Source organism: Neorhizobium sp. DAR64872/K0K18 (genome assembly GCF_050500175.1).
Taxonomy (GTDB): Bacteria; Pseudomonadota; Alphaproteobacteria; order Rhizobiales; family Rhizobiaceae; genus Neorhizobium; species Neorhizobium soli.
This window is the reverse complement of record NZ_CP191445.1, coordinates 164,241-176,493: the sequence shown is the minus strand read 5'-3', so window position 1 is coordinate 176,493 and position 12,253 is coordinate 164,241. Positions and strand designations below refer to the sequence as shown.

Annotated in this window: 12 protein-coding genes; 10 read left to right on the top strand and 2 right to left on the bottom strand. The window is 61.8% G+C overall.

Annotated elements, in window-relative coordinates; all coding sequences use genetic code 11:
* From ACQY1P_RS00830 to ggt, 4 genes are all read left to right on the top strand, one after another.
* Positions 1–945: an ABC transporter permease gene (locus tag ACQY1P_RS00830; RefSeq protein WP_430253467.1), complete on the top strand. Its 945-nt coding sequence runs from the start codon at positions 1–3 to the stop codon at positions 943–945.
* The gene (locus tag ACQY1P_RS00825; protein WP_430253465.1) at positions 942–1,784 is read left to right on the top strand and encodes an ABC transporter permease; all 843 of its coding nucleotides are present in this window, start codon (positions 942–944) and stop codon (positions 1,782–1,784) included. The genes ACQY1P_RS00830 and ACQY1P_RS00825 overlap by 4 nt, the downstream gene beginning before the upstream one ends.
* A 96-nt stretch (positions 1,785–1,880) precedes the next feature.
* Entirely contained in the window at positions 1,881–2,651 is a 771-nt protein-coding gene (locus ACQY1P_RS00820) for a glutamine amidotransferase (protein WP_113111371.1), read from the top strand.
* 91 nt (positions 2,652–2,742) lie between these two features.
* Positions 2,743–4,332, top strand: coding sequence for a gamma-glutamyltransferase (gene ggt / locus ACQY1P_RS00815; protein WP_430253463.1), 1,590 nt, complete (start codon positions 2,743–2,745; stop codon positions 4,330–4,332).
* 13 nt (positions 4,333–4,345) lie between these two features.
* On the opposite strand, the gene ACQY1P_RS00810 is transcribed toward ggt, so the two are convergent.
* Positions 4,346–5,023, bottom strand: a complete 678-nt coding sequence (locus tag ACQY1P_RS00810) for an HAD hydrolase-like protein (RefSeq protein WP_062460515.1) — start codon at positions 5,021–5,023, stop codon at positions 4,346–4,348.
* 203 nt (positions 5,024–5,226) lie between these two features.
* Positions 5,227–5,901 carry a GntR family transcriptional regulator gene (locus tag ACQY1P_RS00805; protein ID WP_430253461.1) on the bottom strand — a complete coding sequence of 225 codons (675 nt, stop codon included), beginning with the start codon at positions 5,899–5,901 and terminating at the stop codon, positions 5,227–5,229.
* 322 nt (positions 5,902–6,223) lie between these two features.
* On the opposite strand from ACQY1P_RS00805, the gene ACQY1P_RS00800 reads away from it, so the two are divergent.
* The 6 genes from ACQY1P_RS00800 to ACQY1P_RS00775 are packed head-to-tail and all read left to right on the top strand — an operon-like array spanning position 6,224 to position 12,252.
* Positions 6,224–7,351, top strand: a complete 1,128-nt coding sequence (locus tag ACQY1P_RS00800) for a BMP family ABC transporter substrate-binding protein (protein WP_430253459.1) — start codon at positions 6,224–6,226, stop codon at positions 7,349–7,351.
* A gap of 20 nt (positions 7,352–7,371) precedes the next feature.
* Positions 7,372–8,502: an ABC transporter permease gene (locus tag ACQY1P_RS00795; protein WP_430253457.1), complete on the top strand. Its 1,131-nt coding sequence runs from the start codon at positions 7,372–7,374 to the stop codon at positions 8,500–8,502.
* Entirely contained in the window at positions 8,502–9,428 is a 927-nt protein-coding gene (locus ACQY1P_RS00790; protein WP_430253455.1) for an ABC transporter permease, read from the top strand. The genes ACQY1P_RS00795 and ACQY1P_RS00790 overlap by 1 nt, the downstream gene beginning before the upstream one ends.
* Before the next feature lie 13 nt (positions 9,429–9,441).
* Positions 9,442–10,458 carry a formamidase gene (locus tag ACQY1P_RS00785; protein WP_062460026.1) on the top strand — a complete coding sequence of 339 codons (1,017 nt, stop codon included), beginning with the start codon at positions 9,442–9,444 and terminating at the stop codon, positions 10,456–10,458.
* Positions 10,459–10,468: 10 nt separating this feature from the next.
* Positions 10,469–11,170 carry a biuret amidohydrolase gene (gene biuH, locus ACQY1P_RS00780; RefSeq protein WP_430253453.1) on the top strand — a complete coding sequence of 234 codons (702 nt, stop codon included), beginning with the start codon at positions 10,469–10,471 and terminating at the stop codon, positions 11,168–11,170.
* A 2-nt stretch (positions 11,171–11,172) separates the two neighbouring features.
* Positions 11,173–12,252: a ring-opening amidohydrolase gene (locus tag ACQY1P_RS00775; protein ID WP_430253878.1), complete on the top strand. Its 1,080-nt coding sequence runs from the start codon at positions 11,173–11,175 to the stop codon at positions 12,250–12,252.
* Position 12,253: the final 1 nt, after the last annotated feature.

Here is a 12,253-nt window from a genome sequence, read left to right as displayed (position 1 = left end):
ATGAAGCTGATCGTCACCCGCGTTCTCTCGGTCATTCCGGTCCTCTTCGGCCTCTGCGTGCTCTCCTACACGCTGCTCGCGATGATCCCCGGAGATCCGATCACCGCCATGCTCGGCATGGATGCCACGCCGGAAGCGATCGCCGCGCTGCGCGCAAAATTTGCTCTAGACGAGCCCTTGCCGCTCCGGTTCATCTCCTGGTTCGGGCATCTTCTGATCGGCGATCTCGGTCGTTCCATCCAGTCGGGCCGACCGGTCCTCAGCATGGTCATGACCGCCATGGTGCCGACCATGCAGCTCGGCTTAGCGGCGCTTTTGATCTCGCTGGTCATCGCCATTCCGGCCGGAGTGATTTCCGCAGCACGCCGCAACAGCGTCGCCGATTATAGCGTCTCGCTGATTTCGCTGGCAGGCCTTTCGCTGCCAAGCTTCTGGCTGGCGATCCTGCTTGTCCTCTTCCTGTCGATCCGTCTGCAGATTTTCCCCTCCTCCGGCTATGTGCCTATCGGGGGAGATCCCGTTGGCGCTTTACGCCACATCACCCTGCCGGCGATCACGCTCGGTGTCGCCATGGCCGCGTCGACCATGCGCATGACCCGCGCCGCCATGCTGGACGTGCTGAATGCGGACTATATCCGGACGGCGCGCGCCAAGGGCCTGCCCTTTCGACGTGTGGTCTGGAAACATGCGCTGCGCAACGCCCTGATCCCGGTAACGACGCTGGTCGGCCTGCAGCTCGGCCAGTTGATGGGCGGCGTTGTGGTAACGGAGACGGTGTTCGCTTGGCCGGGCATCGGCAAGCTGACGGTCGATGCGATCTTCGCGCGTGACTATCCCGTTGTGCAAGGTGCCATCCTGGCATCCGCCGTACTCTTCGTCTTCATCAATCTTGCCACCGACCTTCTTTACGCGACGCTCGATCCCAGACTGAGGAAACGTGCATGACCACAGCTCCCGCATCTCCCTCGTTGATACGCCGTCTTGTGGAAGACAGCCGCAGTGCCTTCGGCATGGCGCTGGTCAGCATCCTTGTCCTGGCTGCCGTGTTCGGACCGGTCTTGTCCTCCTATGCGCCTGACGCTGCCGATTTCATGGCGACGCTTGCCCCACCGTCCGCCGATCATTTTCTCGGTACCGACGATCTCGGTCGCGACGTGCTGTCGCGTATCCTGTCCGGTGCACGGGTATCGCTGCTTGTCGGCGTGATCAGCGTCGGTGGCGCGGTTTTTGTCGGCCTGCCGATCGGCCTTGTTGCTGGCTACCTGGGTGGCAGAACAGATGCGGTTATGATGCGCTGCATGGACGTTCTACTGGCCTTTCCGGGCATCCTGCTGGCACTCGGCATCACAGCGGCGCTTGGCGCGTCGCTTACCAACACGATCATCGCGATCGCCGTCATCAACACGCCGACCATCGCCCGGGTGACCCGCGCCCAGACCATGTTGGTCTCCAGCCTCGATTACGTGAAGGCGAACCGGGCGCTCGGCTTTAGCAATCTGACGATCATGACCCGCAGCGTTTTGCCCAATGCCCTGTCGCCCGTCCTGGTCCAGGCATCGCTGCTGCTTGCCTCGTCGATCATCACGGAGTCCTATCTTTCCTTCCTCGGTCTTGGCGTCCAGCCGCCGACCCCGACCTGGGGCAGCATGCTGCGTGATGCGATCAGCTTTATCGACCAGGCAACCTGGCTCGCCTGGTTTCCGGGTGCTGCAATCTTCCTGACTGTGCTCGGCTTCAACATCTTCGGCGATGGTTTACGCGACCGTCTCGATCCGCGCGACTGAGCCGATGCCACTGGACCCGCCATCTTCCACCTCGCTCAAGGTGCAACCGACGCCACCAAGAGCGATATTTCAACTCCTCACGAGGACCGGTAAGACATGACTAAGAAAGTGCTTCTCGTCGGCGAAAGCTGGATCAGCTCCGCCACCCATTACAAGGGCTTCGACCAGTTCGGCAGCGTCACCTTCCACCTCGGCGCCGAGCCGCTGGTCAAGGCGCTCGATGGCAGCGAGTACGAATTGACCTATATGCCGGCCCATGACGCGGTCGAGAAATTCCCCTTCGAGATGGCCGGGCTCGACGCCTACGATGCGATCATCCTCTCGGATATCGGCGCCAACTCGCTGCTGCTGCCGCCGGCCGTATGGCTGCATTCCAAGACCGTGCCCAACCGGCTGAAGCTCATCAAGGCCTGGGTGGAAAAGGGCGGAGGACTGCTGATGGTCGGCGGATATTTCTCGTTCCAGGGCATCGACGGCAAGGCACGCTGGCGCCGCACGGCCGTAGAGGACACGCTGCCCGTCACCTGCCTGCCCTACGACGATCGGGTTGAAATACCCGAGGGTTCGACCGCCGTCGTCCTCAAGCCCGACCATCCGGTGATGGCCGGCCTTAGCGGCGAATGGCCTCTGCTTCTGGGCGTCAACGAGGTGGAGGTGCGCGACCGCGCCGATGTGGACGTGCTCGCCCGCCTGCCCGAAGACCAAGGCGGCCATCCGCTGCTGGTGACCGGCACCCATGGCGAAGGCCGCACCGTGGCGTGGACTTCGGACATCGGCCCTCATTGGCTTTCGCCGGCTTTCTGCGAATGGGAAGGTTACGCTAGGCTCTGGAAAAACATCCTCGGCTGGATGACCGAAACACGCTGACGGCAGCGCACGACGAAACACGCGGCTGGCCGGATGCGAGACCACCGGCCGGCCGCCGATACCCAATCTTCGCAGATCAGGAGCAGATGCCATGACATCGCGCGATTTTTTCAAGCCGGGACGCTCGGTCGCCATTTCGGACCGCGGCATGGCTGCGACCTCCCATCCCCAGGCGACCTTGGCGGCGGTCGATATCCTGCGCGCCGGCGGCAATGCGGTCGATGCGGCGGTGGCGGCGGTGGCGCTGCAATCGGTGATCGACCCGCTGATTACCGGCATCGGCGGCGATTGCTTTGCTCTCTATTCACCGGCCGGCGGAACGCCAGTCGCGCTCAACGGATCCGGCCGTGCACCCCAGAAGGCCGAGCTAGCCTATTTCATCGACAAAGGCTTCTCCTCCATCCCCGACGATAGCGCACATGCCGTAACCGTACCCGGCGCAGTGGATGCCTGGTGCCGGCTGATCGAAAGCCATGGTAGCCTCGGGATGAACCGTGTTCTGGCCGCAGCGATTGCCGCTGCCGAGGACGGCTATTGCATCACCCCACGCGTCGCGCTCGATTGGGCGCGCTACAGCCCCCGCGTCGGTAAGTTCCCAGGCTCCGCAAGCTACTTCCTGCCGAACGGCAAGGCGCCGGTGACCGGCCAGCGGATGACCAACCCGGCGCTGGCCGCCACCCTGCGCGCCATAGCGACGGGCGGCCGCGACGCCTTCTACAAGGGCCTGGTGGCCGAGGAGATCGTCGGCCTGTTGCAGTCGCTAGGTGGCTTGCACGAGGAAAGTGACTTCTCCAGTTTCGCCGCCTTTGAAACCGCACCCATCTCGGCCAAATATCGGGGCCGGGATGTGCTGGAATGCCGGCCAAACGGCCAGGGGCTTGCCGCTTTGATGATTGCGCGCATCCTCGACGGCTTCGACCTGCGCGATCCGACGCTGTCGGAGGCAGACCGCATCCATCTTCTCGCCGAAGCATCGAAGGCAGCCTATGCCTGGCGTGACCAGGTGATCTCCGATCCCGCCCATATGACGGCCGACGTCGATGCCATCCTGTCGGATCGCTCGATAGACGCGATCCGCTCGAAGATCAGCCTTGAAAAGGCCGCTCCGGCTGGCACTTGGGAAGGTCCGACGCATAAGGACACCGTCTACGTGACCGTGGTCGACCGCGACGGCAACGCCGTCTCGCTGATCAACTCCATCTTCTTCGCATTTGGCAGCGGCATCTACGCGCCACGCTCCGGCGTGCTGCTGCAGAACCGCGGCGCGGGCTTCGTGGTCAGACAAGGCCACCCCAACGCCATCGGCCCCGGCAAGCTGCCCTTCCACACGATCATCCCCGGCATGCTGGCCGAGGGCGGCAAGACGCGCATGACCTTCGGGGTCATGGGCGGGCAATACCAGGCGGTCGGCCATTGCCATCTGCTGAGCCAAATCCTCGATCGAGACATGGATCCGCAGCAGGCGAGCGACCAGCCGCGTAGTTTCTATTTCGATGGCAAGCTCAGTCTCGAGCCAACCATTTCCGACGACGTGCGGATGGATCTGGAACGTCGCGGCCACACAACCGTCTGGGCGGACGAACCGATCGGCGGTGCGCAGGCAATCTACATCGACCACGAGCGGGGCGTTCTGCTGGGAGCCACCGACCACCGCAAGGACGGCATCGCGCTCGGTTATTAAGCGACAGCCTGGATTATCGTTCGGCGCTGGACACCATGCCAAGCGCGACATCGGCCAGTTCCGCGGTCTGTACGACCAGGCGATCCGCTCCCGCGCTCTCCAGTTCGGCTTGCTCACCGTAGCCCCAGAGCACACCCGCAGCCCGCATGCCGTTGGCATGGGCGCCGGTGACATCGTATTTTCGATCGCCGATCATGACACAACGATCCGCGTCAAGCTCATGCTGCTGGATGATGTGCGCAATCAGTTCAGGCTTATGGTCGATGTCGCCGGCCGGGGTCGATCCATAAATACCGGTGAACAGAGCATCTAGGCCTTTGTCTTCCAGTATGCGGCGCGCAAACGTTTCGCGCTTGGATGTCGCGAGGAAAAGCCTGGCTTCTTTCTTCATCCTGGAAAGAGCTTCCGGGATACCGTCATAGACCTCACTCAGAAGAAGGCCTCGCGACCCGTAGTCCTGCCGGTAGGCATCGACCCCTTCGGTGACCCGGTCGTCGCCGAACTGTCCGAGCAGGTACCGCATGACGTCCTCGATCGGCGGGCCAATGATCGACCTGATGTCCATGGCAGGATCAGTATCATGTCCAAGGGAACGAAGGGCTGCCCTGCAACTCGACAGAATTCCGGGTTCCGACGCGATTAGAGTTCCATCCAGATCTAGCAGGATTGCAGGTGCGGCGGCATACGGCATGAAAACGCTTTCATTGGACAGGTCATACAGCAGCACCAATCGGTATGCCGTTGAATAAGACAAATATAGTCTTTCCCAACGGTCTCAATTTAATTTTGCGGAGATCTCGTCACAGCCCAACATTCGCACTCCTTGACAGGAAGCAAACCGTCGTCCTCGCCTCTCGAAGAGCTAGCCTTTCGAAAATCCGCGACGTCAAAACCTCAACCATGCGCTGCAACAAAAACCGCGCTGGCGTCGCTGACGATCGACACATGGTCGAAGGCCGCCTGCCCGGCGGCTTTGCAATCGGCGCGCAGAATGGCGGTAACGATCCGGTCATGCTCATCGTATGACTTCGAGAGCCTCCCGGTCAGACGGAACTGCGCGCGGCGAAATGGCGCCAGCCTTGCCCTGGTCTGTGTTGCCAATTCGAGAAGGTGATCGTTGTGAGCTCCTCGGTAAAGCCTGTTGTGGAATTCGGTGTTGTAAGCGGAATAGTCCTCCGGCGAGCCCGAATGCACGAGATGTATCGAACTGCGATGTTCGATATCCAAGCCACGTCGCTCGTCGACCGTCATGCGCTCGGCAGAGAGCCTGGCACAGATGCCTTCCAGTTCCGCCATAGCCTCGAACATCGAGTGAAGGCGGGCCTGTGTCACGTTCATCACGACGGCGCTGCGATTGGGCTCCCTGCCAACGAGGTTCATGGCACCGAGTTCCCGCAGTGCTTCCCGGACGGGTGTTCTGGAAACCTCAAAGCGAGCAGCAAGCGAAAGCTCGTCAAGCCTTTCGCCAGGCAGCATCTCGCCGGTCACGATCATATCGGCAATGGCTCTCACCATCTGCTCCACAGTCGTTCCGGCCCGGACTAATCTTCTTCGCTTCACCTCAGTCACGACACTCTCGGCGCTTTAGACGTAGTGCATACAGATGCAGTTCGTGTTCCGCCATGTCAACGCTTTCCTCAATGCATTGAACTTAAATGCTTTTCGTCCAGACATCCTTGATAGCGCTGGGAGTGCATCTCGGTTCCCCGAATATTTTTCATACAGTGACGCTAAAATCAGCACGCTCGTCCAAAACTGCATGCAGTTTTGTCAGTTCTTGTTGGCAGTTCAAACGGCATCAGCGTTTTCAATGACTTACAAAGTGGCACGCCTGTTGCTTGCTGTCCCTTGTCCAATAGCGAACGGCCGAGCGCCGCGAGGGAGAATGACGATGACGAAACTCCTTTCCATGAACCGCCGGAATTTTCTGCAGGTGTCTGCGGCCGGACTTGCCGCAAGCGCACTTCCCGGTCTCACGCCGACAACGGCATTGGCGCAGACCGCGCTGACGGTCGGCTTCATCTATGTCGGACCGAAGGATGACTACGGTTACAATCAGGCCCATGCCGAAGGTGCTGCGGTCATCAAGGCCATGCCGGGTGTCACGCTCGTCGAAGAGGAAAACGTGCCCGAGACCGTCGATGTCCAGAAGACGATGGAATCGATGATCAACCTCGATGGCGCGTCGTTGGTTTTCCCGACGTCGTTCGGCTATTTCGATCCCCACATGCTGGCTATGGCAGCGAAGTATCCCGACACCCAGTTCCGCCATTGCGGTGGCCTGTGGCAGGCGGGCAAGCACCCGGCCAATACGGGATCCTATTTCGGCTACATCCATCAGGGTCAATATTTGAACGGCGTTGCCGCCGGGAACGCGACCAAGAGCAAGAAGATCGGGTTCGTCGCGGCGAAGCCCATCCCGCAGGTGGTTCAGAACGTCAATGCATTCCTGCTCGGGGCTCGTTCCGTCGACCCGACCATCACCTGCCAGGTGATCTTCACGGGTGAGTGGTCGCTCGCCATCAAGGAAGCCGAAGCCACCAACGCGCTGGTCGATCAGGGGGTGGATGTCATCACCTGCCACGTCGACAGCCCGAAGGTCGTTGTCGAGACCGCCGCCGGCCGCGGCGCGTTCGTTTGCGGTTATCACGCCGACCAGAGCCCGCTTGCGCCAGAGAAATACCTGACCGGTGCCGAATGGGCCTGGGGCAACGTCTATACCGATTTCATCAAGAAGGCCCAGGCCGGAGAAAAGCTCGGGAACTTCGTTCGTGGTGGACTGAAGGACGGCTTCGTCAAGATGAGCCCGCTCGGTCCCGGTGTATCGGAGAAAGGCCGCAAGATGTTCGATGCGGCGCTTGCCGAGGCCATGACCGGCAAGCTTTCCGTGTTCAAGGGTCCCCTCAAGGACAACAAAGGCAATGCCGTGATCGCGGCCGACAAGGCCTATGCGGAGGACGCGATCGATCTCGAAAGCATGGCCTACCTCGTCGAGGGCGTCGTCGGCTCCACCTCCTGAAAAAAGAAGGGAGAAGCGTCATGACAGTTCAAGCAAACGATCCAGCCCTGTCGTTGAATGCCGGCGGAAGAACCACTCTCCGCCCGCTTCTGGAATGGCTGGCGCGGCGGGCGGAGCCTGTCGTGATCGGGTCTGCTGCCATTCTGGCGGGCCTCATGCTCTTCTCCCTCTTCATCCTCGCGATTGGCAAATCGCCGGTCGCGCTCTTCCAGCTCATGTATACCGGCGGTTTCGGCAGCTGGTTTTCGCTGCAAAACAGCCTGTCGCGCGCAGCCCCCCTCCTCCTCACAGCACTCTGCGTGGCGCTGCCGGCGCGGCTGGGCCTCGTCATCATCGGCGGAGAAGGCGCGCTGGTGCTCGGCGGCGTCGCGGCAGCGGCGGTTGCCGCACCGCTGACCGGCATCCTTCCTCCCTATCCGGCGCTCATCGCCATGGCGCTCGCGTCCATGATCGTCGGCGGCATCTGGATCGGTGCGGTCGGGTTTCTGCGGCACTATCGCGGCGTCAACGAAACGATCTCGTCGCTGCTTCTGGCCTATATCGCGATCGCGCTGATGAACCAGCTCGTGGAAGGACCGTTGCGGGATCCGGCTAGCCTGAACAAGCCCTCCACCATGCCGCTGCCACCAGGATATATGATCGGCGATATCCCCGGAATGGATGTTCACTGGGGCCTCGTCATCAGCATCATAGCCTGCGTCGGCTCCTGGATCCTGATCGAGATGACGAGCTACGGCTTTGCCGCTCGGATGGCCGGCGGAAATGTACGCGCCGCACAGATCCAGGGCTTGCCGGTCGGTCGACTGATCGTCGGCTTCACGGCGATCGCCGGCACATTCGCCGGGCTTGCCGGCATGCTGGAGGTGGCGGCCGTGCAGGGCAGTGCGAACGGCTCGATTGCGGCAGGTTACGGCTACACCGGCATTCTCGTGGCATTTCTGGCGCGCCACAATCCACTGGCAATCATCCCGATCGCGTTTCTGCTCGGAGGGCTCGAGGCATCCGGCGGCCTGATCCAGCGCCGGATGGGACTGCCTGATGCGACCGTCGTTGCGCTGCAGGGCACGCTCTTCATCGTCATCCTCTTCTGCGAGACCTTTTACGGCAGGTTCAAGGTCTTCAATCCCGACCTCTGGAAAAGGAGAACGTGATGGACGAGACAAACATTGGTCTCTGGGGCGTGCCGCTTGCGATCCTCGCCGGGGCAATCCGGGTCTCTACTCCCTTCATTTTCGTCTCGCTGGGCGAGGCCATTACTGAGCGTTCCGGACGCATCAATCTCGGATTGGAAGGCACGCTCGTTTTCGGTGCCATGACGGCCTACGCCGTCGCCGTCCTCACCGGTTCGCCATGGCTCGGTGTGCTCGCGGCCATGGCGGCAGGAGCGGTCTTCGGGCTCATTCATGGCTTTATCTGCCGCTTCCCGCGTGTCAACGACATCGCGATCGGCATTGCCATGATGCAGTTCGGGCTCGGGTTCGCCTTCTTCCTCGGCAAGCCCTTCATCCAGCCTTCCGCGCCAAAGCTGCCGTCCATCCCGCTCGGCAACTGGTCGTCCTATCCGCAGGTCCAGGCGGCGCTGAATATCAATGTCCTCTTCTTCATCGGCTTTGCCCTTTCTCTCTTTCTGTTCTGGGCCTTCCGCAATACCCGTCCCGGCCTCATCCTGCGCGTCGTCGGGGACTCCACCGATGCGGCCCGCGCGATGGGCATCAACCCGGACCGCGTGCGGTTGCTTGCCACCGCGCTCGGTGGATCGCTGGCGGCTGTCGGCGGAGCCTATCTCTCGCTCTACTATCCCGGCTCCTGGAACGAGGGCATTTCCTCCGGCCAGGGCCTCATGGCCGTGGCGCTCGTGATCTTTGCCCGCTGGAACCCGATCCACTGCTTCCTCGCCGCCCTTCTCTTCGGCGGGACAGGCGCGCTTGGACCGGCGCTGCAATCGGTGGGCGTGACGCAGGGCTACTACCTCTTCTACGCGGCGCCTTACGTGCTGACGCTTGCCATACTGATTGCCACATCCTCGCCCCACCGCGCGCTTTCCGGCGCGCCGGGCGCGCTTTCCCTGACGAAATGATAGGAGTTGCGACATGAATGGCTTAGGCGGCCTCAACAAATCCGAACACGGCGTCGGTATCGGTCTCGTGCAGCTGCAATTGCCGGTGACAGTGACGAAAGCGGACCTTGCCCGCCAGACGCAGGTGATCGTCGATCTCGTCGCGAAGGCGCGGCGCAACCAGCCCGGCATGGATCTCGTCGTCTTCCCAGAATATGCGCTGCACGGTCTCTCGATGGACATCAATCCTGAGATCATGTGCTCGCTGGACGGGCCGGAGGTCGCTGCGTTCAAGCAAGCCTGCCGCAAAAATGCGATCTGGGGCTGCTTCTCGATCATGGAACTGAACCCGGGCGGCATGCCCTACAATTCCGGCATCGTCATCGACGACCAGGGTGAGCTGAAGCTCTATTATCGCAAAATGCATCCCTGGGTGCCGGTCGAGCCCTGGGAACCCGGCGATCTCGGCATACCTGTCATCGACGGGCCCAAGGGCGCAAAGCTCGCACTGATCATCTGCCATGACGGCATGTTCCCGGAGATGGCGCGCGAATGCGCCTACAAGGGCGCCGAGATCATGATCCGGACGGCAGGCTATACGGCCCCGATCCGCGAGGCCTGGTGCTTTACCAACCAGTCGAATGCCTTCTGCAATCTCATGGTCACCGCCAATGTCTGCATGTGCGGCTCGGACGGCACGTTCGACAGCATGGGTGAAGGCATGATCTGCAATTTCGACGGCTCGGTCATTGCACACGGGACGTCCGGGCGGCCGAACGAGATCATCACAGCGGAAGTCCGTCCGGATCTTGTGCGCGAGGCGCGGCGCGGCTGGGGCGTGGAAAACAATATCTACCAGTTCGGCCATCGCGGCTACGTCGCAGTCGAAGGCGGCGCCGGCGATGCGCCCTACAGCTACATGCACGACCTGATCGCCGGCAAATATCAGCTGCCCTGGGAGAACGAGGTCAAGGTCACCGACGGCACCTCATGCGGTTTCGACAAGCCGTCGCGCCGTTATGGCGAAACCCTCAAGCCGGCAGCGGAATAGGAGAGACATCATGGATGCGATGGTCGAAACAACTGGCAGCTATATCGGTGCCGATCCCTATCCGTGGCCGTATAACGGCAAGCTGCGGCCCGACAATACCGCCCTTATCATCATCGACATGCAGACGGACTTCTGCGGCAAGGGCGGTTATGTCGACCATATGGGGTACGACCTGTCGCTGGTGCAGGCGCCGATCGAGCCGATCAGATCGGTGCTCGCGGCCATGCGTGCCAAGGGCTACCACATCATCCACACCCGTGAAGGCCACCGTCCGGATCTGGCCGACCTTCCCGCCAACAAGCGCTGGCGATCGCAGCGCATCGGCGCTGGCATCGGCGATCCCGGCCCCTGCGGCCGCATCCTGACCCGCGGCGAGCCGGGCTGGGACATCATCCCGGAACTCTATCCGACCGAGGGCGAAACGATCATCGACAAGCCCGGCAAGGGTTCTTTCTGCGCGACGGATCTGGAGCTGATCCTCCACCAGAAGCGCATCGAGAACATCATTCTGACAGGCATCACCACAGATGTCTGCGTATCGACGACTATGCGTGAGGCCAACGATCGCGGCTTCGAATGCCTGCTTCTGGAGGATTGCTGCGGCGCGACCGATTACGGCAACCACCTTGCTGCGATCAAGATGGTCAAGATGCAGGGCGGCGTCTTCGGCGCGGTCGCAAATTCGAAAATGCTGATCGAGGCGCTGCCGTGATGATGGCTGCCGTCACCAAGACGAGGCGTGCTCATGTCTTTCGGGTCGCGGCGAGCGGTCCGGACGATGTATCGGGCGTGGAAGCCCTGTTCGCGGCAGGGCTGAAGCCGGAAAACGTCGTTGCGATCCTTGGGAAGACGGAGGGCAACGGATGCGTCAACGACTTCACGCGCGGCTTTGCCACCGCGAGTTTCGAGGCGCTGTTTGCACGCCACGGCGTCGAGGGCGTCTCGCTGGTGATGTCCGGTGGCACCGAAGGAGCCCTTTCGCCGCACTGGACCGTGTTTGCGCGCGAGGATTCAAGTGATGACGCCGCAGGTGGAGGTGAGCCCGCTCTTGGCATCGGCACATCCAGAACGCCCCACCTCCCATTCCATCATCTCGGGCGTCGTGAGCAGGCGCTTCTGGTCGCAGAAGGCGTACGCGTCGCAATGGCGGATGCAGGCATCGACGATCCGGCGGACGTGCATTTCGTCCAGATCAAATGCCCGCTCCTAACGCTTGCCCGCATTGCCGAAGCGGACGCCGCAGGCCACACCGTCACAACGCGCGAAACACTCAAATCCATGGGACTTTCGCGCGGAGCCTCGGCGCTGGGCGTCGCGATCGCACTCGGCGAAGTGGATGCCGCAACGATCACCGATGATGTCATCGGCTCCCGCCACGATCTCTTTTCAAGTCGCGCATCCGCCTCTGCTGGCGTCGAACTGACCGATCACGAGATCATCGTGCTTGGCATGAGCCGAGCCTGGAGCGGGCCGCTTGCGATCGATCACGCCGTCATGGCGAGCGCCATCGACACTGCTTCTGTGCACAACGCCCGTGCGCGCCTGCCGGAAAAAGCGACGATTGCCGCTGTACTGGCCAAGGCGGAACCCGACCCCTCCGGCATGGTCGGTTGTCGGCGTCACACGATGCTTGACGATTCCGACATTGCCGGCACCCGCCATGCCCGCGCTTTTGTCGGCGGCGTGCTCGCGGGCGTCTTCGGCATAACCGATCTCTATGTCTCTGGTGGCGCCGAGCATCAGGGACCGCCCGGTGGCGGACCTGTCGCCATCATCGTCGAAAAGGAGAGATGAA